The organism is Streptomyces sp. NPDC031100, from assembly GCF_055570785.1.
On the sequence record NZ_JBVIGN010000010.1, the window covers coordinates 277234 to 298905 of the forward strand.

The window sequence follows — 21672 nt, forward strand, 5'->3', positions numbered from 1 at the left end:
GATTCGGCGTCGGACAGCGTGCAACGGATGGGGAGGCAGGGACGACGGTGGCGGAACGGAGCACGGCTGCCGTCGACGTGGCAGACAACAGCGGCGAACAGCCGCTGACCGCCAAGGCGGACCAGTCCACGGCCGACGGGGTGGCCCAGAACCCGGAGCTGGACACGGACAGCGACCAGGCACAGGGGAGCGGTGGAGCGGAGGGTCCCGCGCAGAAGACCTCGCCTCCAGAACTGCACAGCGGTCACAAGCTCGCCAGACGCTACCGTCTCGAGGAGTGCGTCACCCGTCTGGACGGATTCAGCAGTTGGCGTGCGGTCGACGAGAAGCTCCGCCGTGCCGTCGGCGTCCACATCCTCCCCGCGGACCATGCGCGGGCCCGGTCCGTGCTGGCCGCAGCCCGTTCCTCCGCACTGCTCGGCGACCCACGTTTCGTTCAGGTCCTCGACGCCGTCGAGGAGAACGACCTCGTCTATGTCGTGCACGAGTGGCTGCCCGACGCCACCGAGCTGACCACGCTGCTGACGGCCGGCCCGCTGGAGCCGCACGACGCCTACCAGATGGTCAGTCAGATCGCCTCGGCCATGGCCGCAGCCCACCGCGAGGGCCTCGCCCATCTGCGGCTGAACCCGAACGCCGTCCTGCGCACCTCCACCGGTCAGTGGCGCATCCGCGGCCTCGCCGTGAACGCGGCGCTGCGTGGCATCAGCTCCGAAACGCCGCAGCGCACCGACACCGAGTCGATCGGCGCCCTGCTGTACGCCGCGCTGACCCAGCGCTGGCCGTACGAGAACGACGCCTACGGCCTGTCCGGGCTGCCCAAGGCCATCGGCCTCATCGCACCGGACCAGGTGCGTGCCGGTGTCCACCGCGGCCTCTCCGAACTCGCCATGCGGGCCCTCGCCAACGACGGTGCCACCGCCTCGCGTCACGAGGCTCCGTGCACCACGCCGGAGGAACTGGTCAAGGCGATCGGCGAGATGCCCCGCATCCGCCCGCCGGAGCCGGCGTTCACTGCCCCGCCGGAATACCAGCGCACGACGTACCAGCAGGGCACGTACGGCCGCCCCGCACCGCGCCCCGGTGCCACGCAGCCGATCGCGACCCCGCCGCCCCCGCTGCAGAGCCGCACCGGCAAGGCCCTGAAGTGGGCGGTCTCAGCGCTCCTCATCGCCGCGCTGGGCCTGGGCAGCTGGCAGCTGGCGGACGCGCTGATGGACCAGGTCGACAAGTCCAACGACAACAACACGCAGACGCAGGACGGCGGCGACAAGAGCGGCCAGAGGCCGAAGCAGGCGCCGATAGCGATCCAGAACGCTCAGGAGTTCGTCGCCAAGGGAGACGCCCAGCACCCCAACGACGTCGACAAGACCTACGACCACAACACGTCCACGTTCTGGCGGACCAAGTCCTTCAACGAAGGCCCCCCGATCGCACCGCTCAAGCCCGGTGTCGGCATCGTCTACGACCTCGGCTCGGTGAAGAAGCTCGGCGCCGCCACCATCGGGCTTCGCTACGCCGGTGATCACACGACGGTCGAGCTTTACACGGCCGACTCCCTGACGCCTGGGTCGCTGGACTCGATGACGAAGGTCGGCTATGTCACGACCACCGGTACCACCGCTACGGTGAAGCTCACCAAGTCCGTGAAGACGCAGTACGTCCTCGTGTGGCTGACGGCCGTGCCGAAGTCGGGATACGACGCCGAGACGTACTCTGACGCCGGCTACAAGCAGGCCATCAGCGAAGTCCAGTTCACGGGCTGACGTCTCACCCGACCCGGAGGGGGCAGATGGCAGAGGGCAGCGCCGGATACGACGGAGTGAGCGACCAGGATCTGCTCGCCCGCCATGTGGATGGCGACCCCGAGGCCTTCGGTGAGATCGTGCGGCGGCATCGGGATCGGCTCTGGGCGGTGGCGCTGCGGACGCTGGGGGACCGGGAGGAAGCCGCTGACGCCGTCCAGGATGCGCTGGTGTCCGCCTACCGGGCCGCGCACACCTTCCGAGGGCAGTCGGCCGTCACGACCTGGCTGCATCGCATCACCGTGAACGCCTGCCTGGACCGGGCCCGCAAGGCAGCCTCCAGGAAGACCGCTCCGGTTGACGACACCGAGCGGCTGGAGCAGCTGCTGGAGCCACACGAGTCGGCCTCCGCTCCTGCTGAGCGGAACGATGTGCACCGTCAGCTCCTTGAGGCGCTCGGCACGCTTCCGTATGAGCAGCGTGCGGCTCTGGTCCTCGTGGACATGCAGGGTTACCCCGTGGCCGAGGCCGCCCGGATCCTCGATGTGCCCACAGGGACGGTGAAGAGCCGGTGCGCGCGGGGCAGAGCCAGACTTCTGCCCCTGCTGACACATCTGGGGCCCGGAAGCGCGGATGACCACCCTGCGGATGACCAAAAAGAACCCGGGCCGGGACGGAACCGGGTGCACGGGACATCCGTCCCACCTGCGACGGGGCCTCATGACCGAGGTTCCGGAGGTACAGGGCCGAGCGATCCAGCCGTAGCGAAGGGCGGAGGTGGGCGAGCGTGACTTCCTCGACAGACACGACCGGGCACCCGGACGTCGCCGAGATCTCCGACCTCACCGAAGGCCTCCTCCCGCCGGGCCGAAGCACGGACGTACGACGCCATCTGGAGGACTGCGAGCTGTGCGCGGACGTCCATGCCTCGCTGGAGGAGATCCGAGGGCTGCTGGGCGCCGTGCCGGGTCCGCCGCGCATGCCGGCGGACGTTGTGGGCCGGATCGACGCGGCCCTCGCCGCCGAGGCCCTGCTGGCTTCCACCGCACCTGAAGCCCTGGACGCACCCGTCCTGGTGTCCGGGTTCGAGGAGCCGGACACCGTAGAGACCCATGCTCGTGTTTCACGTGAAACATCGATCCCGGCGGACCGCCCCGCCGGGCGCCCGAGCGCGTCGTCGGGACCGGGACGGAAGGGGCGCGAGCGCGGACGGCGCCGCAGGACCGTCGTCCTGGGTGCGGTTCTGACTGCCGCTGTCCTGGGGGCCGGCACTCTCGTTCTGCAGTCGCTCGGCAGTGGTGGCTCCCCGACAGTGACTCACCCCCCGCTGTCGGCGTCCGCCAGCGCGTTCTCCGGCCAGAGTGTGGAGAGCCAGGTGAAGGATCTGCTCGCCACGAAGAAGGGCACTCAGCCGGGCTCCGACAGTCAGCGGCCACGCTCGGGCGTCGGGTCCGAGCCGAACAGCCCCGCGTCGACCCAGAGCGCGAACACCCTCATCCAGAACGAGCCCTCGGTTCCCGACTGTGTCCGGCAGGCGATCAGCCACGGCGACGATGTCCTCGGCGCCAAGGTCGGCACCTACGACGGTAAGAGTGCCTATCTCGTCGTGCTGCCCGACGCCGACGACAGCACTCGGGTCACTGTCTATGTCGTGGACGCGGCCTGCGCCTCTCAGCAGTCCGCCTCTGCCGGCAAGGTTCTCCTCAAGGAATCCCTGGCTCGACCTCGCCCCTGAGTCCCCGGACGAACTCGTCTCCGTCTGTGCGGTCAACGTCTACCGCGTGCGATCCCCGTGTGCCCGGACACACCGGGAATGCGGGCCCCTTAGGATCCGTTGGGTGGGGTGAGAGCTCCGAAAGGGGCTCCACCGGTCGACTGACGCAGACCAGAGACGAGGAATCAAGCCGTGAGCGACGTTCGTAACGTGATCATCATCGGCTCCGGGCCCGCCGGCTACACGGCGGCGCTCTACACCGCGCGCGCGTCGCTGAAGCCCCTGGTGTTCGAGGGTGCCGTCACTGCTGGTGGCGCGCTGATGAACACCACTGACGTGGAGAACTTCCCGGGCTTCCGCGAAGGCATCATGGGCCCCGAGCTCATGGACAACATGCGGGCGCAGGCCGAGCGCTTCGGCGCCGAGCTGATCCCGGACGACATCGTCTCCGTCGATCTGGCCGGTGAGATCAAGACCGTCACCGACACCGCGGGCACGGTCCACCGCGCGAAGGCCGTCATCGTCGCCACCGGCTCCCAGCACCGCAAGCTGGGCCTGCCGAACGAGGACGCCCTGTCCGGTCGCGGTGTCTCGTGGTGCGCCACCTGTGACGGGTTCTTCTTCAAGGACCAGGACATCGCCGTGATCGGCGGTGGTGACACCGCGATGGAGGAGGCTACCTTCCTCTCGCGGTTCGCCAAGTCCGTGACGGTCGTCCACCGCCGTGACACCCTGCGTGCCTCCAAGGCGATGCAGGAGCGCGCCTTCAGCGACCCGAAGATCAAGTTCGTCTGGGACAGCGAGGTCGCCGAGGTCCAGGGTGACCAGAAGCTGTCCGGTCTGAAGCTGCGCAACGTCAAGACCGGCGAGCTGTCGGACCTGCCCGTGACGGGTCTGTTCATCGCGATCGGCCACGACCCGCGGACCGAGCTGTTCAAGGGCCAGCTCGACCTGGACGAGGAGGGCTACCTGAAGGTCGCCGCACCCTCCACCCGCACCAACCTCACCGGTGTCTTCGCCGCCGGTGACGTGGTCGACCACACCTACCGCCAGGCGATCACCGCCGCCGGTACCGGCTGCTCCGCCGCCCTCGACGCCGAGCGCTTCCTCGCCGCCCTCGCGGACGAGGCCAAGGCCGAAGCCACCGCCGTCTGACCTTCCCCTTCCTCCGCCCCGCCGTACGATCAAGTTAAGGAGCCCTCCGTGGCCGGCACCCTGAAGAAAGTGACCGACGACTCCTTCGAGCAGGACGTCCTCAAGAGCGACAAGCCCGTCCTGGTGGACTTCTGGGCCGAGTGGTGCGGTCCCTGCCGCCAGATCGCTCCGTCCCTCGAGGCCATTGCCGCCGAGCACGGCGACAAGATCGAGATCGTCAAGCTCAACATCGACGAGAACCCGGGCACGGCCGCCAAGTACGGCGTCATGTCCATCCCGACCCTCAACGTCTACCAGGGCGGCGAGGTCGTCAAGACGATCGTCGGTGCGAAGCCGAAGGCGGCGCTGGTGCGCGACCTCGACGAGTTCATCGCCGAGTGACGTTTCACGTGAAACACGAATGGGCCAACCCGACCGGGTTGGCCCATTCGCTTTAGAGCGGTCGAAGCGCCGGTTCCTTCTGCACGGCTCCCAGCAGCCGGTCCAGGGCATGCTCCACGTCTTCCTTCCAGGAGAGCGTCGAGCGCAGCTCCAGGCGCAGACGGGGATGCTTGGGATGCTGCCGGACCGTCTTGAAGCCCACGGCCAGGAGATGATCGGCGGGCAGCAGACAGGCGGGTTCCTTCCAGCGGGCGTCACCGAACGCCTCGATCGCTTTGAAGCCACGGCGCAGCAGGTCCTTGGCGACTGTCTGGACCATCACCCGGCCCAGTCCCTGCCCTTGGTAGCCAGGCAGGATGAACGCCGTCATGAGCTGGACGGCATCCGGCGAGAGCGGGCTCGTGGGGAACGCCGAGGAGCGCGGGACGTAGGCCGGCGGCGCGTAGAGGACAAAGCCCACGGGGACGTCGTCGACGTAGACCACGCGGCCGCACGATCCCCAGTCAAGGAGGACGGCGGAGATCCAGGACTCCTTTTCCAGCGCGGAGGTGCCCGCCGTTACCGCGGCTTCCCCGCTGACAGGGTCCAGCTCCCAGAAGACACACGAGCGACAGCGCTGGGGAAGGTCCTGAACGTTGTCCAACGTGAGCGGTACGAGCCGACGCCCCATGAAGGCTGTTCCTCGCTTCCTTCGCCCGCTGCGTCGCGAGCGGCTGTCAGAGCACTCCGTTCCCTGAGCAGGCTGCCGACGAATCCGCCGACGGCCCCCAGCCCCAGGCCCGCGCTCACCAGTCCGGTGCGGCTCATCGATCGCATGGCCCCTGTCTCCCCACTCAGAGATCTGCCAGGTGGATGCGCCATACCCCATTCGCATCGTATCCACGATGGGATCCACTCGATAGCGGCTCAAAGCAAAGAGCGGACAAGCAAAGAGCGGACCGTCTTCCGGTACACACCGGACACGATCCGCTCCCCTCACCATCCAGCGGGGCCGCCGGAGGATCAGTCGTCCTGCTCCTCGGAGTCGCTGTCGTGGAGACCGTTCTGCAGCACCGGTCCCTCGCCCGGGGCGAGGGAGCTGAGGATCCGCTCAAGGTCCTCCATGGAGGCGAACTCGACGGTGATCTTGCCCTTCTTCTGACCGAGGTCGACCTTCACCCGGGTCTCGAAGCGGTCCGACAGCCGGGAGGCCAGCTCGCTCAGCGCCGGGGAGACCCGGGCACCGGCCCGCGGCCCCTTGGCGCGCTGGGGCGCCTGGGGCCGCGATCCCATCAGGGTCACGATCTCCTCGACGGCTCGCACCGAGAGTCCCTCGGCCACGATGCGATGAGCCAGCCGGTCCTGCTCCTCCGAGTCCTCCACGGACAGCAGGGCACGGGCGTGCCCGGCGGAGAGAACCCCGGCGGCAACCCTGCGCTGCACCGCCGGCGACAGCTTCAGCAGCCGCAGGGTGTTGGAGACCTGCGGACGGGAGCGTCCGATGCGGTCCGCCAGCTGGTCGTGCGTGCAGTTGAAGTCCTTCAGCAGCTGGTCGTAGGCAGCTGCCTCTTCCAGCGGGTTCAGCTGAGCCCGGTGGAGGTTCTCCAGCAGGGCGTCGAGGAGGAGCTTCTCGTCGTCGGTGGCCCGGACGATCGCCGGGATGGCCTCGAGACCCGCCTCTCGGCAGGCCCGCCAGCGCCGCTCACCCATGATCAGCTCGTAGCGGGCGGGACCCAGCTGTCGTACGACGACGGGCTGGAGGAGACCGACCTCTTGGATGGAGGTGACCAGTTCCTGGAGCGCGTCCTCGTCGAAGACCTCTCGCGGCTGGCGCGGGTTCGGCGTGATGGCGTCGAGAGGGATCTCCGCGAAGTGGGCGCCCACCGGGGCGGCAGGCACCTCCGCGACAGGGCTCACCGAGAGCTCATCGGTCTCCTGGGAAGCAGGCGGCAGCGTGGCCACCTTGGCCGCGGCCACCCCGCGGTCGGTCGTCAGCACCGGGACCGCTACCGGGGACGTGGACGCTCCGCCCCCCATCGCGGCCGGAGCCGGGCTCTTCTCGGTCGGGGCAGCAGGGATCAGCGCGCCGAGTCCACGGCCCAGCCCCCTCCGTCGCTCGCTCACTGGATCCCCTCCACCATGCTCGGGTCGTTCTGGGCGCCGATGTGGGCCTGGCTGTCGTCGTAGCTGATGCCGATGCCCTTCAGCGCGATTTCTCGGGCCGCCTCAAGATAGGAGAGGGCACCGCTCGATCCTGGATCGTAAGTCAGCACCGTCTGCCCGTAGCTCGGCGCTTCGGAGATACGGACCGAGCGGGGGATGCTCGTCCGCAGCACCTCGTCACCGAAGTGGGTGCGCACCTCTTCCGCGACCTGCGAGGCGAGTCGCGTCCGGCCGTCGTACATGGTGAGCAGGATGGTCGACACATGCAGGTCGGGGTTGAGGTGGCCCCGCACCAGGTCGACATTGCGCAGCAGCTGGCCCAGGCCCTCCAGCGCGTAGTACTCGCACTGGATGGGGATGAGGACTTCCTGGCCCGCGACGAGCGCGTTGACCGTCAGCAGTCCCAGCGACGGCGGGCAGTCGATGAGAATGTAGTCCAACGGCTGCTCGTACGCCTGGATCGCGCGCTGGAGCCGGCTCTCCCGGGCCACCAGAGACACCAACTCGATCTCCGCACCGGCGAGATCGATGGTGGCGGGGGCGCAGAAGAGGCCTTCGACATCCGGGACGGGCTGGACGACCTCGGCGAGCGGTTTGCTCTCCACCAACACGTCATAGATGGAAGGAACTTCGGCGTGATGGTCGATCCCCAGTGCCGTGGAGGCATTGCCCTGCGGGTCGAGGTCAATCACCAGGACACGGCCGCCGTGCAGAGCCAGCGAAGCAGCAAGATTGACGGTCGTCGTCGTCTTGCCCACGCCGCCCTTCTGGTTGGCGACCACGATGACTCGGGTCTGCTCCGGGCGTGGCAGACCTTCGCCGGCGCGGCCCAGAGCCTCCACTGCCAGTTGGGCAGCACGACCGATGGGAGTGTCGTCCATCGGGGACGGTGTTTCACGTGAAACATCCGCCCCCATTGACTCGGTACGGGGACCGGGGACCGGATCGGTCATCGGTCCCGCGATGTTGGCGTCGGACCGCAAGGATTCACTCTCCTCGACTTCAGGCTCGCAATGAACAGAGCCTCCCATGTCTTCGGGGTCGTGAACCAGTGAGGCCTGGTGTTCTGTGGAGAAATCCACCTCTGTGGACAACTCCGGCGCCTCTGCGAGTGAACCGAGAGGCTTTCGGTCGCGCGGTTCGGCCGCAGCGCGGCCGCGACTGATGATGCCGTGCAGCAGTGAGCGACGTTTCACGTGAAACACGATGCACAGCGACGGCGACCGAATCTTCGCGACACTCCGTCTCGCGTAGGTTTGGCAGCTTGTGTGGAGTACGTCTCGTCGTCAGGACGGATCAGAGACGTTCATCACACATCTCAACGACGCCGCCGGGCCCGCCCCGCACGGGCCGCTTTTGCCCGCTTGGCCGCGAAGCGCACACCGCCCGGGCTCTCTCCCACCTCGACGCGCACGACCGTGGAGGGGGGATCCACCACGCCCTCGCCCACATGCAGGATGGACGTCGACACCGCGCCGAGCTTGGCGAGCGCGGTGGCCGCCGCCTTCAGCTCCTCCTCGGCGGTGTCCCCCTTGAGCGCGAGCATCTCGCCGTAGGGGCGCAGCAGCGGAATGCCCCAGGTGGCCAGGCGGTCCAGCGGAGCCACGGCACGCGCGGTCACCACATGGACCGGCGGCAGCTTGCCCATGACCTCCTCGGCCCGGCCGCGCACCACGGTGACGTGGTCCAGGCCCAGCAGCTCGACGACCTCGGTGAGGAAGTTCGTGCGCCGCAGCAAGGGCTCCAGCAGGGTGATGTTCAGGTCCTCCCGGACCAGGGCCAGCGGAATGCCCGGCAGGCCGGCGCCCGAGCCCACGTCGCACACCGTCACCCCCTCCGGGACCGCCTCGGAGAGGACCGCGCAGTTCAGCAGGTGCCGCTCCCATAGACGCGGCACCTCACGCGGGCCGATCAGGCCACGCTGCACGCCCGCCTCGGCGAGCAGCTCCGCATAGCGGACCGCATCGGCGAAGCGATCACCAAACACTTCCCGCGCCTGTTCGGGCGCGGGGGGAAGCTCCGCTGCCTCCGTCACGGGGACCGTCCTTCCGTACAGCGCCGGGGCTTCGCGCACCGGCCACCAGAACTACCAGGCTGACAAAGTTCGGCCCCGTCTGCGGGCAGACGGGGCCGGTGAAACGTGAGGGGTCCGATCAGGCGGGAAGCACGACGACGAACCGCTGCGGCTCCTCGCCCTCGGACTCACTGCGCAGTCCGGCGGCCTTGACCGCGTCGTGCACGACCTTGCGCTCGAAGGGGGTCATGGGCTTGAGCTTCACGGGCTCGCCGGTGTTCTTGACCTCGGCGGCGGCCTTGGCGCCCAGCTCGGACAGCTCGGTGCGCTTCTTGGACCGGTAGCCCGCGATGTCCAGCATCAGCCGACTGCGGTCGCCGGTCTCCCGGTGCACGGCCAGACGTGTCAGCTCCTGAAGTGCCTCCAGCACCTCGCCGTCCCGGCCGACCAGCTTCTGCAGGTCCCGGCTGCCGGTGTCGCTGATGATCGACACGGAGGCCCGGTCGGCCTCGACGTCCATGTCGATGTCGCCGTCGAGGTCGGCGATGTCGAGCAGACCCTCCAGGTAGTCCGCCGCGATCTCACCCTCCTGCTCCAGGCGGGTGAGGGTGTCTGCACCCTCGGCAGCGGCGGAGGTGGTGCCTTCCGTCACGGGATGGGCTCCTTCTTACTTCTTGGACGGGGACTTGGGCCGCTGCGGGCCACCCTTGCGCTGGCCGGACTGGGCCTTGCTGCGGGTGCCGGAGCCGGGCTTCTGGGGCTGCTTGGCGGCGGCAGGCCTGTCGTCCTGCGGCTCGTCCGACTTCTCCAGGGAGGTGGTCGACGTGGCGTCGCCCGCCTGCTTGGGCCCGGACTGGCGCTGGGCCTTGGTCTGACGCTTGGGCTGCTGACGCCGCGCGGCGGTGGCGGTGGCGGTGGTCGTACCGTCCTCGGTCTGCGCCACGGCCTGGGCCTCGCTCTTCACCACGGTGCCGTCGGCCTGGGCCGCGAGGCCCGCCTTGTTCAGTCCGTTGATGAACTTGCGCTCGAACTCGTTGCGGTCACGGCCCTTGGCGACGATCGCCTTGACGATGGTCTTCTCGCTCCGGCGACGGATCTTGCCGTGGTGCGTGACGTGCTTGGTGAGGCGCTCCAGGTAGGCGGCCTGAGCCTTGGAACCCGGGGTCGGGTTGTTGTGGATGACGTACATCTGCTGGCCCATGGTCCACACGTTGGTGGTCAGCCAGTAGACGAGGACACCGACCGGGAAGTTGATACCGAAGACGGCGAACATGACGGGGAAGACGTACATCAGCATCTTCTGCTGCTGCATGAACGGCGTCTTCACCGTGGTGTCGACGTTCTTCGTCATCAGCTGGCGCTGCGTATAGAACTGCGACGCCGACATCAGGACGATCATGACGGCGGTGACGACCCGCACGTCGGTGACCGTGGCACCCAGGGCGTGGACGGTGGCGGAGCCGTCCTTGAACTTCGCCGCGAGCGGCGCCCCGAAGATGTGCGCCTTACGGGCGCTGGCCAGCAGCGAGTCGTTGATGACGCCGATGGTCTTGCCCGACGCGATGCCGTTGAGCACGTGGTACAGGGCGAAGAAGAACGGGGACTGCGCCAAGATGGGAAGGCACGAGGAGAGCGGGTTGGTGCCCGACTCCTTGTACAGCTTCATCATCTCTTCGGACTGACGCTGCTTGTCGTTCTTGTAGCGCTCCTGGATCTTCTTCATCTCGGGCTGGAGCGTCTGCATGGCCCGGGTCGCCTTGATCTGCTTCACGAAGAGCGGGATCAGGCAGATACGGATCAGGATCACGAGGGACACGATCGACAGGCCCCAGGCCCACCCGGTGTCGGGGCCGAAGATGGCGCCGTACACCGTATGGAACTGGACGATGACCCAGGAGACAGGTGTCGTGATGAAGCTGAAGAGGCTGGCAATCGTGTCCACTAATCATGCTCCTTGGGCATGGGACGAGGTCTCTGCGGCCGGGCTCGGGGGAAGCTCGGAACGAGGCTTCTCCCCGGTGGCCGGTTCGGCGGCGTAGGTCCCGCCCTTGCGTGCGCGCCAAGCGTTGCGCAGCATTTCGTGCCACCGCGGGCGCTTGCGCGGCGGAACATGGTCCACACCGCCGAGCGACCACGGATTGCACCGGAGGATGCGCCAGGCGGTCAGAGCCGTTCCCTTGATCGCACCGTGCCGGTCGATGGCCGTGTAGCCGTAGTGGGAGCACGACGGGTAGTACTTGCACACCGGCCCCAGCAATGGACTGATCGTCCACTGGTACAGCTTGATCAGAGCCAGCAGCGGGTACTTCATCGCGCGCCCCCTCCCAGCAGCCGCTCCAGGGCGGCATCCAGGTCTCGGGCCAGCTGTGCGTGGTCTGCGTCGCCCGCTCCGGGCAGCGCTCGTACGACTACCAGGCTACCGGGGGGAAACAGGGCGACTCGCTCACGCATCAGGTGGCGCAGTCTGCGCTTCACTGTGTTGCGCACGACCGCTCCACCCACGGCCTTGCTCACGACGAAACCCGCACGCGTCGGGGGAGCGCTCTCCCCTGGCGCGTGCGGGTCCGTGGCACCGCTACGAAGGTGGACGACGAGAGTCGGGCGGCCTGCCCGACGACCCCGTCGTACCGCGGTCGCGAAGTCCTCGCGCCGCCTCAGCCGATGCTCGGTAGGCAGCACGACGTCATGACCTGATCGGGATCAGGCGGACAGGCTGGCGCGACCCTTGGCACGACGGTTCGCGAGAATCGCGCGGCCGGCACGGGTGCGCATCCGCAGGCGGAAGCCGTGGGTCTTCGCGCGACGACGGTTGTTCGGCTGGAAGGTGCGCTTGCTCACTCGGGGGCTCCAGAAAGAATCGGTAGTTGGCGGGGTGCCGTCCTGGCTGTCACCGTGCGCCCACGAGTAGCTCGCGTCACGCCCGAGTGCACCGCTTCCCGATCACCTGAAGTGACCTGTGCCCATCGGAGGCAGGCGGCAGCAGCCATCGACAACTCGACCTGGTTACGGTACGCGCGGCTACGCCATCCGGTCAAACCAGGGGTCACCGGGAGACACTATCCACAGGCTGGGGACAACAACTTGAACCGTACCCGCCGGGCTGACTACCGTGGCTGGACTCCGATTCGTTCCCTTATCCCCTCCCGAGCGGGATTGCCCCCGCCGACCCATCCCGGATTCCATCCCGACCCGTCCCACAACCACACGTTCGTGGGACCTGTGAGAGAGCGTGCCCTGTGGCTGACGTACCTGCCGATCTTGCCGCAGTGTGGCCACGAGTACTCGAACAGCTCCTGGGCGAGGGCCGCGGACAGGGTGTCGAGGTGAAGGACGAGCACTGGATCCGGCGCTGCCAGCCCCTCGCGCTGGTCGCGGACACCGCTCTGCTCGCCGTACCGAACGAATTCGCGAAAGGCGTACTGGAGGGCCGTCTCGCGCCGATCGTCAGCGAGACCCTGAGCCGCGAGTGCGGCCGCCCCATCCGCATCGCGATCACCGTGGACGACTCCGCGGGCGAGCCGTCGGCCCCGCAGGCCCCCGCCTCCCCGCCGCAGCCTCGCTACGAGGAGCCGGAGCTGCCCTCCGCGCCGTACGAGGGCTACGGCCGGCATCGTGGCGCCGACCAGCTCCCGGGCGGCGAGCCCGCAGCCCGCGGGGACCAGCCGCCGACCTCCCGGGCAGACCAGCTCCCCACCGCCCGCCCCGCGTATCCCTCCGAGTACCAGCGGCCCGAGCCCGGCGCCTGGCCGCGGCCCGGACAGGACGAGTACAGCTGGCAACAGCCGCGCCTCGGCTTCCCCGAGCGCGACCCGTACGCCTCGCCGTCGCAGGACGGCTACGGCTCCTCGGGGCAGGACACCTACCGCCCGCCGTCCCAGGACTACCGCTCGCAGGGCATGGAGCGCCCGTCGTACGACCAGAAGCGCGGCGAGTACGACGCCCCGCGCGCGGACTACGACCGCTCCGACTACGACCGGCCGGAGCGTTCCGACTACGACCGCCCGGATTACGACGCTCCGCGCGCCGAGTACGACCAGCGCGACCCCGTCCGCCGTGAGCTGTCCGAGCAGCCGCCCGGCGCCGGCCCGGTGCACCGCGGCGGCCCCGCCCGCCCGGACCTGCCCTCGCCCGGCGGGAGCGGCGGGCCCGGTCCGATGGGTGCCAAGCCCGCGCCGGCGAGCGGTCACGGTGAGCCGACCGCGCGGCTGAACCCGAAGTACCTCTTCGACACGTTCGTCATCGGCGCCTCCAACCGGTTCGCGCACGCGGCCGCGGTGGCTGTCGCCGAGGCGCCGGCGAAGGCGTACAACCCCCTGTTCATCTACGGGGAGTCGGGGCTCGGCAAGACGCACCTGCTGCACGCGATCGGGCACTACGCGCGAAGCCTCTACCCGGGCACGCGCGTGCGGTACGTCAGCTCGGAGGAGTTCACCAACGAGTTCATCAACTCCATCCGCGACGGCAAGGGCGACAGCTTCCGCAAGCGGTACCGCGAGATGGACATCCTTCTTGTGGACGACATCCAGTTCCTCGCGGACAAGGAGTCGACGCAGGAGGAGTTCTTCCACACCTTCAACACGCTCCACAACGCCAACAAGCAGATCGTGCTCTCCAGCGACCGGCCGCCCAAGCAGCTGGTCACGCTGGAGGACCGGCTGCGGAACCGTTTCGAGTGGGGTCTGATCACCGACGTCCAGCCGCCCGAGCTGGAGACGCGCATCGCGATCCTGCGCAAGAAGGCGGTGCAGGAGCAGCTCAACGCCCCGCCGGAGGTACTGGAGTTCATCGCCTCCCGTATCTCGCGGAACATCCGTGAGCTGGAGGGCGCGCTGATCCGGGTGACGGCGTTCGCCTCGCTCAACCGGCAGCCGGTGGACCTGGGCCTGACCGAGATCGTCCTGAAGGACCTGATCCCCGGCGGCGAGGACGCGGCGCCGGAGATCACGGCGAGCGCGATCATGGCCGAGACCGCCCAGTACTTCGGGCTGACGGTGGAGGACCTGTGCGGCACCTCGCGCGGCCGCGCGCTGGTCACGGCCCGCCAGATCGCCATGTACCTGTGCCGGGAGCTGACCGACCTGTCGCTGCCCAAGATCGGCGCGCAGTTCGGCAACCGCGACCACACCACCGTCATGCACGCCGACCGCAAGATCCGCGCGCTGATGGCCGAGCGGCGCTCGATCTACAACCAGGTGACCGAGCTGACGAACCGCATCAAGAACGGCTGACAGCGGCCGCTGGACGGCACTGAGGGCGCCCCTGGGAGATCCCAGGGGCGCCTTTTTCGCGTCCCTGACGGCCGCCGGCAGCCTTCATCGCGACCTGGAGACGGCCCGTCGCCGCCCCTCCCCGGTCACCCGGTGTTCGATTAAGTGCCTGGTTACGGCCACTCTCCACAGATTCGATGACTTTCTTCCGTCCACATCCTGGGGACTGCGGAGTTGTCCCGAACTGCATCCACAGGGAGCCTGGGGAAGCGGCGTCCGCCCAGCTCAGCTGCCTGTGGAATCGTGGACGAACGATCTCCACAGACTGTGGACAAAGCGGAGATCCACAGGCTGTGCACGAAGTTGTCCACGGGCAGCCCACAGGCTGGGGCCGGTTGTCCCCAGCGATCGGCGGCTTCTCCACATGGCTGTCCACTGTTCGGCAACGCGACGCACCTCCTCACCGTGTCGAGTGAAAGGCGTCACACGAAGCTGCCGGGTTGGGGTGTGGGAAACGTGGGTAAACCTGGGGACGCAGCTGGGGAGAACTGCCCTCGAGCTGTGGGCGGTGTGTGCAGAACTTTCCGTTCTCCACAGAGACCCCTGGTTGTCCACCGCCTCCACCCACAGGGCCAGTGGACAAAATTCCCGCTCTGAGCTGGGCAAACGTGGTTATCCACGGTATCCACAGGCCCTACTACTACTCCCGACTAGAGAGAGCTGGGAATCCGTTTCGAAGCGGGACCTGTGCACAACTCGCTCTCTCGAGCCCGGCCGCCCCTCGGAGCGACTTGACCCCGACAGGCACCTACTGTCAGTGCGGTGCGTCAGACTGGTCCCCGGTGTCCTTCCCTTCGCAGTGGGCGGTGACACCGAGTCGGAGGACTCAGAAGCAACAGCAGGAGGCGGCTTACGGTGAAGATCCGGGTGGAACGCGACGTACTCGCGGAGGCAGTGGCGTGGGCTGCACGCAGCCTCCCGGCCCGTCCGCCGGCGCCTGTCCTCGCCGGCCTCCTGCTGAAGGCCGAGGACGGCCAGCTGAGCCTGTCGAGCTTCGACTACGAGGTCTCCGCGAAGGTGAGCGTCGAGGCCGAGGTCGATGAGGAGGGCACGGTCCTCGTCTCCGGCCGCCTGCTCGCCGACATCTCCCGCGCTCTCCCCAACCGCCCGGTGGAGATTTCCACAGACGGTGTACGGGCGACCGTGGTCTGCGGCTCCTCGCGATTCACCCTCCACACCCTGCCTGTGGAGGAGTACCCGTCGCTGCCGCAGATGCCGAACGCCACGGGCACCGTCCCCGGCGAGGTCTTCGCGGCCGCCGTGTCCCAGGTGGCCATCGCCGCCGGCCGCGACGACACGCTGCCCGTCCTCACCGGTGTGCGCATCGAGATCGAGGGCGACACGGTCACCCTCGCCTCCACCGACCGCTACCGGTTCGCGGTCCGCGAGTTCCTGTGGAAGCCGGAGAACCCGGACGCCTCCGCGGTCGCCCTGGTCCCGGCGAAGACGCTGCTGGACACCGCCAAGTCGCTCGGCGCGGGTGACAGCGTCACGCTGGCGCTGTCCGGTTCGGGCGCGGGCGAGGGCCTGATCGGTTTCGAGGGCGCGGGCCGGCGTACGACCACGCGGCTGCTCGAGGGCGACCTGCCGAAGTACCGCACGCTGTTCCCGACCGAGTTCAACTCCGTGGCCGTGATCGAGACCGCCCCCTTCGTGGAGGCCGTCAAGCGTGTGGCCCTGGTCGCGGAGCGGAACACCCCGGTGCGGCTCAGCTTCGAGCAGGGCGTGCTGATCCTGGAGGCCGGCTCCAGTGACGATGCACAGGCTGTGGAAAGGGTTGACGCCCAGCTGGAGGGCGACGACATCTCGATCGCCTTCAACCCGACGTTCCTGCTGGACGGTCTGAGCGCGATCGACTCTCCGGTGGCTCAGCTGTCGTTCACGACGTCCACGAAGCCGGCGCTGCTCAGCGGGAAGCCGGCGGTGGATGCGGAGGCGGACGAGGCGTACAAGTACCTGATCATGCCGGTGCGGCTGAGCGGCTGAGCGGCCGTCGGTCATCCACAGGGCGGTGGAGAAACGCACCGGCCTGTGGAAGGAACCGCAGGTGAGGGGCTACGCATGAGCGCGTATGCCCACAGCTGTGCATGAGGGGCCGCGGCTAGGCTCGGACCGGGTACGCAGGTGCCCCTCATGCCACACAGCAACCTAAGGAACCAACTGATGGAGCTCGGTCTCGTCGGCCTCGGCAAGATGGGCGGCAACATGCGCGAGCGGATCCGCCGCGCGGGCCACACCGTCATCGGATACGACCGCAACGCGGACCTCGCGGACGTCCACAGCCTGGAAGAGCTTGTGGGCAAGCTCAACGGCCCGCGCGTGGTCTGGGTCATGGTCCCGGCCGGCGAGCCCACCCAGACGACGATCGACCAGCTGGCCGAGCTGCTGGAGCCCGGTGACGTGGTCGTGGACGGCGGCAACTCCCGCTGGACGGACGACGAGAAGCACGCCGAGGAGCTGGCCGCCAAGGGCATAGGCTTCGTCGACTGCGGTGTCTCGGGCGGCGTCTGGGGCCTGGAGAACGGGTACGCGCTGATGTACGGCGGCGACGCCGAGAACGTCGCCAAGGTGCAGCCGATCTTCGACGCGCTGAAGCCGGAGGGCGACTTCGGCTCGGTGCACGCCGGCAGGGTCGGCGCGGGCCACTTCGCGAAGATGGTCCACAACGGCATCGAGTACGCGATGATGCAGGCCTACGCCGAGGGCTGGGAGCTGCTGGAGAAGGTCGACTCCGTGGAGAACGTCCGCGAGGTCTTCCGCTCCTGGCAGGAGGGCACGGTCATCCGTTCCTGGCTGCTCGACCTCGCGGTGAACGCGCTGGACGAGGACGAGCACCTCGACGAGCTGCGCGGTTATGCACAGGACTCCGGTGAGGGACGCTGGACTGTGGAAGCCGCCATCGACAACGCGGTGCCGCTTCCCGCGATCACCGCGTCGCTGTTCGCGCGGTTCGCCTCCCGCCAGGAGGACTCGCCGCAGATGAAGATGATCGCCGCGCTGCGCAACCAGTTCGGCGGCCACGCCGTAGAGAAGAAGTAATCCACGGATCCACGGATCCACCGGGTCGCCTCGCGATCCACAGCCCATCAGCACTCTGGGGAAGGCCGGCGAAACGACCATGCACGTCACGCATCTTTCGCTGGCCGACTTCCGCTCGTACGCCCGGGTCGAGGTCCCGCTCGACCCGGGCGTCACCGCCTTCGTCGGCCCCAACGGGCAGGGCAAGACGAATCTGGTCGAGGCGGTCGGCTATCTGGCCACCCTCGGCAGCCACCGCGTCGCCTCCGACGCCCCCCTGGTCCGCATGGGCGCCGACCGGGCCGTCATCCGGGCGCAGGTCAGGCAGGGCGAACGGCAGCAGCTGGTCGAGCTGGAGCTCAACCCCGGCAAGGCCAACCGCGCCCGCATCAACAGATCCTCGCAGGCCAGGCCGAGGGACATCCTCGGCATCGTACGGACCGTGCTGTTCGCGCCCGAGGATCTTGCGCTGGTCAAGGGCGATCCCGGTGAGCGGCGCCGGTTCCTGGACGAGCTGATCACCGCGCGCTCCCCGCGCATGGCGGGTGTGCGCTCCGACTACGAGCGGGTGCTCAAGCAGCGCAACACGCTCCTCAAGACGGCCGCGCTGGCCCGCAGGCACGGCGGCCGGTCCATGGACCTGTCCACCCTCGACGTGTGGGACCAGCACCTCGCGCGCGCGGGCGCCGAGCTGCTCGCCCAGCGCCTGGACCTGATCGCGGCGCTGCAGCCGCTGGCCGACAAGGCCTACGAGCAGCTGGCCCCGGGCGGCGGTCCGATCACGCTGGAGTACAAGCCGTCCGCGCCGGGTGAGGCGCACACGCGCGAGGATCTCTACGCCCAGCTGATGGCGGCCCTGACGGAGGCGCGCAAGCAGGAGATCGAGCGGGGCGTGACCCTCGTAGGCCCTCATCGGGACGATGTGATTCTCAAACTCGGTCAGCTGCCCGCCAAGGGCTACGCCTCCCACGGCGAGTCCTGGTCCTACGCCCTCGCCCTGCGCCTGGCCTCGTACGACCTGCTGCGCGCGGAGGGCAACGAGCCGGTGCTGGTCCTGGACGACGTGTTCGCCGAGCTGGACGCCCGCCGCCGGGAGCGGCTGGCCGAGCTGGTCGCGCCCGGCGAGCAGGTGCTGGTCACCGCCGCTGTGGACGACGACGTACCGGACGTGCTGACCGGCGCGCGCTATGCGGTGGCCGACGGGACGGTGGAGCGCGTATGAGCACCGACGAACCCACCCCCAGGAAGCCGCAGAACGCACAGAACCCGCAGGGCCCGGAGAAGTCTCCGGAGCCCTCCGGTGTCGACCTCGCGCGCGTGGCGTTGCGCGCCGCGAAGGAGCAGGCACGCGCGCGCGGGGACGCGGCACGGCAGAAGAAGCAGGCCCGGCGGGGCGGCGGCCTGCGCTCCGGCGCGCGTGCCGACGGCCGCGACCCGATGGCGCTCGGTTCCGCGATCAACCGGCTGATCAACGAGCGCGGCTGGGAGACCCCGGCCGCGGTGGGCGGCGTCATGGGCCGCTGGCCGCAGATCGTCGGCGAGGACCTGGCCAAGCACTGCGTGCCGCAGCGCTACGACGAGGACGAGCGGGTGCTGTCCGTGCAGTGCGACTCGACGGCGTGGGCGACCCAGCTGCGGCTGCTGGCCCCGACGCTGGTGGCGCGGCTCAACGAGGACCTCGGTCATGGCACGGTCCGGCTGATCAAGGTCAACGGCCCCGGTGGCCCGGCCCGGCGCTACGGCCCGCTGCGCGCTCCGGGGAGCGCAGGTCCCGGCGACACCTACGGGTGACGTACCTCACGTCCTGGGGGTGATACGGCGTGCCGTCGTACCCCCGTGTCCCGGTGTCGATCACCAGCTGACCCCCCAGTAGCCAAGGGTTGACGGCCCGAAGCGCTGAGTGGCGCTGTGAGCCGCTTGGAGCCCCCTTCCGTATATCGGGACCCGGCCGAGACCGGTTGAGGGCGGCACATGGGGACTCAGGTACCGGCAAACCCCCATGACTGTCGGCGCTACCGGTAGACTGGAGCCCAATCCCGCCCCAATCGTGGGGACCGTCCGGGAAAAGCTGAGCAACGCTGATCAAGGCTTACCAACGCAACATGCCGCAGCCGCTCCGGCAACCCGCCGACGAGCCCGGCTCGTGCTGTGCCAGAAAGGGCGCTTCGTGGCCGATTCCGGCAACCCCAACGAGAACATCCCGTCCACCGACGCCGGCGTGAGCGGCGAGGCCGCGGCCTCCGCTTCCTACGACGCCAGCGCCATCACCGTGCTCGAAGGGCTGGACGCGGTCCGCAAGCGGCCCGGCATGTACATCGGCTCCACCGGTGAGCGCGGTCTGCACCACCTGGTGTACGAGGTCGTCGACAACTCGGTCGACGAGGCGCTGGCCGGCTACGCGGACACCATCGACGTGACGATCCTCGCCGACGGCGGCGTGCGCGTCGTCGACAACGGCCGAGGCATCCCGGTGGGCATCGTGCCCTCCGAGGGCAAGCCGGCCGTCGAGGTCGTGCTGACCGTGCTGCACGCGGGCGGCAAGTTCGGCGGCGGCGGCTACGCCGTCTCCGGCGGTCTGCACGGTGTGGGTGTGTCCGTCGTGAACGCGCTGTCCACGAAGGTCGCCGTCGAGATCAGGACCGACGGCCACCGCTGGACGCAGGACTACAAGCTCGGCGTCCCGACGGCCCCGCTCGACCAGCACGAGGCGACGGACGAGACCGGTACCTCGGTCACCTTCTGGGCCGACCCGGACATCTTCGAGACGACCGAGTACTCCTTCGAGACGCTGTCGCGGCGCTTCCAGGAGATGGCGTTCCTCAACAAGGGTTTGACGATCAAACTCACCGACGAGCGCGAGTCGGCGAAGGCCACCGCCGGGGCGGACGAGGCGGGTGCGGACGAGAAGGACGAGGTCAAGACCGTCACGTACCACTACGAGGGCGGCATCGTCGACTTCGTGAAGTACCTCAACTCCCGCAAGGGAGACGCGGTGCACGCCACCGTCATCGACCTGGAGGCCGAGGACAAGGACAAGAGCCTGTCCCTCGAGGTCGCGATGCAGTGGAACAGCGGCTACAGCGAGGGTGTGTACTCGTTCGCCAACATCATCCACACCCATGAGGGCGGTACGCACGAGGAGGGCTTCCGCGCGGCCCTCACGAGCCTGATCAACAAGTACGCGCGCGACAAGAAGCTGCTGCGCGAGAAGGACGACAACCTCACCGGTGACGACATCCGTGAGGGTCTGACCGCGATCATCTCGGTCAAGCTGAGCGAGCCGCAGTTCGAGGGCCAGACGAAGACCAAGCTGGGCAACACGGAGGCCAAGACCTTCGTGCAGAAGGCGGTCTACGAGCACCTGAACGACTGGCTGGACCGCAACCCGGTCGAGGCCGCGGACATCGTCCGCAAGGGCATCCAGGCGGCCACCGCGCGCGTGGCGGCCCGCAAGGCCCGCGACCTCACCCGCCGCAAGGGCCTGCTGGAGACGGCGTCCCTGCCCGGCAAGCTGTCGGACTGCCAGTCCAACGACCCCATCAAGTGCGAGATCTTCATCGTCGAGGGTGACTCCGCCGGCGGCTCGGCCAAGTCCGGCCGCAACCCGCAGTACCAGGCGATCCTCCCGATCCGCGGCAAGATCCTCAACGTGGAGAAGGCCCGGATCGACAAGATCCTGCAGAACCAGGAGATCCAGGCGCTGATCTCCGCGTTCGGCACGGGTGTGCACGAGGACTTCGACATCGAGAAGCTCCGCTATCACAAGATCATCTTGATGGCGGACGCCGACGTCGACGGCCAGCACATCAACACCCTGCTGCTGACCTTCCTGTTCCGCTTCATGCGGCCGCTGGTCGAGGCCGGGCACGTGTTCCTCTCCCGCCCCCCGCTCTACAAGATCAAGTGGGGCCGGGACGAGGTCGAGTACGCGTACTCCGACCGCGAGCGCGACGCGCTGCTGGAGATGGGCCGTCAGCGCGGCAAGCGCGTCAAGGAGGACTCGATCCAGCGCTTCAAGGGCCTCGGCGAGATGAACGCCGAGGAGCTGCGCGTGACGACCATGGACCAGGAGCACCGTGTCCTCGGCCAGGTCACCCTGGACGACGCCGCCCAGGCCGACGACCTGTTCTCGGTCCTGATGGGCGAGGACGTCGAGGCCCGCCGCCAGTTCATCCAGCGAAACGCCAAGGACGTCCGCTTCCTCGACATCTGAGTCGGTCTCAGCTGACCGCACAG

At 68.5% G+C, this 21672-nt stretch carries 20 protein-coding genes; 11 read left to right on the forward strand and 9 right to left on the reverse strand.

What is annotated here, in order from left to right; all coding sequences use genetic code 11:
- The first annotated feature begins 47 nt into the window (after positions 1-47).
- The 5 genes from ACZ5DS_RS27790 (at position 48) to trxA (ending at position 4995) form a co-directional block, all read left to right on the forward strand.
- The gene (locus ACZ5DS_RS27790; RefSeq protein ID WP_468243537.1) at positions 48-1766 is read left to right on the forward strand and encodes a protein kinase family protein; all 1719 of its coding nucleotides are present in this window, start codon (positions 48-50) and stop codon (positions 1764-1766) included.
- Between the two features lie 26 nt (positions 1767-1792).
- Entirely contained in the window at positions 1793-2536 is a 744-nt protein-coding gene (gene sigM, locus ACZ5DS_RS27795; protein ID WP_468243539.1) for an RNA polymerase sigma factor SigM, read from the forward strand.
- A complete protein-coding gene (locus tag ACZ5DS_RS27800) occupies positions 2533-3480 on the forward strand; it encodes an anti-sigma factor (protein WP_468243542.1) in 948 nt (315 codons plus the stop codon). Before sigM ends, ACZ5DS_RS27800 begins: the two co-directional genes overlap by 4 nt.
- Positions 3481-3651: 171 nt before the next feature.
- Positions 3652-4614 carry a thioredoxin-disulfide reductase gene (gene trxB, locus ACZ5DS_RS27805; protein WP_468243544.1) on the forward strand — a complete coding sequence of 321 codons (963 nt, stop codon included), beginning with the start codon at positions 3652-3654 and terminating at the stop codon, positions 4612-4614.
- A gap of 48 nt (positions 4615-4662) precedes the next feature.
- Positions 4663-4995, forward strand: a complete 333-nt coding sequence (gene trxA / locus ACZ5DS_RS27810; protein WP_468243547.1) for a thioredoxin — start codon at positions 4663-4665, stop codon at positions 4993-4995.
- Between the two features lie 52 nt (positions 4996-5047).
- Here trxA and ACZ5DS_RS27815 read toward each other — a convergent pair whose 3' ends face one another.
- The 9 genes from ACZ5DS_RS27815 to rpmH all read right to left on the reverse strand — a co-directional run bounded on the left by ACZ5DS_RS27815 (position 5048) and on the right by rpmH (position 11989).
- Positions 5048-5665 carry a GNAT family N-acetyltransferase gene (locus ACZ5DS_RS27815; RefSeq protein WP_468243549.1) on the reverse strand — a complete coding sequence of 206 codons (618 nt, stop codon included), beginning with the start codon at positions 5663-5665 and terminating at the stop codon, positions 5048-5050.
- A gap of 332 nt (positions 5666-5997) precedes the next feature.
- Positions 5998-7098: a ParB/RepB/Spo0J family partition protein gene (locus ACZ5DS_RS27820; RefSeq protein WP_468243551.1), complete on the reverse strand. Its 1101-nt coding sequence runs from the start codon at positions 7096-7098 to the stop codon at positions 5998-6000.
- The gene (locus ACZ5DS_RS27825) at positions 7095-8168 is read right to left on the reverse strand and encodes a ParA family protein (protein WP_468243807.1); all 1074 of its coding nucleotides are present in this window, start codon (positions 8166-8168) and stop codon (positions 7095-7097) included. The genes ACZ5DS_RS27820 and ACZ5DS_RS27825 overlap by 4 nt, the downstream gene beginning before the upstream one ends.
- A 287-nt stretch (positions 8169-8455) precedes the next feature.
- A complete protein-coding gene (rsmG, locus tag ACZ5DS_RS27830; protein WP_468243554.1) occupies positions 8456-9172 on the reverse strand; it encodes a 16S rRNA (guanine(527)-N(7))-methyltransferase RsmG in 717 nt (238 codons plus the stop codon).
- A gap of 118 nt (positions 9173-9290) precedes the next feature.
- The gene (locus ACZ5DS_RS27835) at positions 9291-9803 is read right to left on the reverse strand and encodes a Jag family protein (protein ID WP_468243556.1); all 513 of its coding nucleotides are present in this window, start codon (positions 9801-9803) and stop codon (positions 9291-9293) included.
- 15 nt (positions 9804-9818) lie between these two features.
- Positions 9819-11093: a membrane protein insertase YidC gene (gene yidC, locus ACZ5DS_RS27840; RefSeq protein ID WP_468243558.1), complete on the reverse strand. Its 1275-nt coding sequence runs from the start codon at positions 11091-11093 to the stop codon at positions 9819-9821.
- 3 nt (positions 11094-11096) lie between these two features.
- Positions 11097-11462, reverse strand: a complete 366-nt coding sequence (gene yidD, locus ACZ5DS_RS27845) for a membrane protein insertion efficiency factor YidD (protein ID WP_468243560.1) — start codon at positions 11460-11462, stop codon at positions 11097-11099.
- The gene (rnpA, locus tag ACZ5DS_RS27850) at positions 11459-11830 is read right to left on the reverse strand and encodes a ribonuclease P protein component (protein ID WP_468243562.1); all 372 of its coding nucleotides are present in this window, start codon (positions 11828-11830) and stop codon (positions 11459-11461) included. The genes yidD and rnpA overlap by 4 nt, the downstream gene beginning before the upstream one ends.
- A gap of 21 nt (positions 11831-11851) precedes the next feature.
- Entirely contained in the window at positions 11852-11989 is a 138-nt protein-coding gene (gene rpmH, locus ACZ5DS_RS27855) for a 50S ribosomal protein L34 (protein WP_015659252.1), read from the reverse strand.
- Positions 11990-12387: 398 nt separating this feature from the next.
- On the opposite strand from rpmH, the gene dnaA reads away from it, so the two are divergent.
- The 6 genes from dnaA to gyrB all read left to right on the forward strand — a co-directional run bounded on the left by dnaA (position 12388) and on the right by gyrB (position 21649).
- Complete coding sequence (dnaA, locus tag ACZ5DS_RS27860; protein ID WP_468243565.1) at positions 12388-14379, forward strand: chromosomal replication initiator protein DnaA; 1992 nt, start codon at positions 12388-12390, stop codon at positions 14377-14379.
- 894 nt (positions 14380-15273) lie between these two features.
- Positions 15274-16404 (forward strand): DNA polymerase III subunit beta, encoded by a 1131-nt coding sequence (gene dnaN / locus ACZ5DS_RS27865; protein ID WP_468243567.1) that lies wholly within the window; start codon positions 15274-15276, stop codon positions 16402-16404.
- Positions 16405-16581: 177 nt separating this feature from the next.
- Positions 16582-17457 carry a phosphogluconate dehydrogenase (NAD(+)-dependent, decarboxylating) gene (gene gnd, locus ACZ5DS_RS27870; protein WP_468243569.1) on the forward strand — a complete coding sequence of 292 codons (876 nt, stop codon included), beginning with the start codon at positions 16582-16584 and terminating at the stop codon, positions 17455-17457.
- Between the two features lie 79 nt (positions 17458-17536).
- On the forward strand, positions 17537-18658 hold the full coding sequence (recF, locus tag ACZ5DS_RS27875) for a DNA replication/repair protein RecF (RefSeq protein WP_468243571.1): 1122 nt from the start codon (positions 17537-17539) through the stop codon (positions 18656-18658).
- Positions 18655-19227, forward strand: a complete 573-nt coding sequence (locus ACZ5DS_RS27880; RefSeq protein ID WP_468243574.1) for a DciA family protein — start codon at positions 18655-18657, stop codon at positions 19225-19227. The genes recF and ACZ5DS_RS27880 overlap by 4 nt, the downstream gene beginning before the upstream one ends.
- A 352-nt stretch (positions 19228-19579) precedes the next feature.
- On the forward strand, positions 19580-21649 hold the full coding sequence (gene gyrB, locus ACZ5DS_RS27885) for a DNA topoisomerase (ATP-hydrolyzing) subunit B (RefSeq protein WP_468243576.1): 2070 nt from the start codon (positions 19580-19582) through the stop codon (positions 21647-21649).
- The last annotated feature ends 23 nt before the right edge of the window (positions 21650-21672 follow it).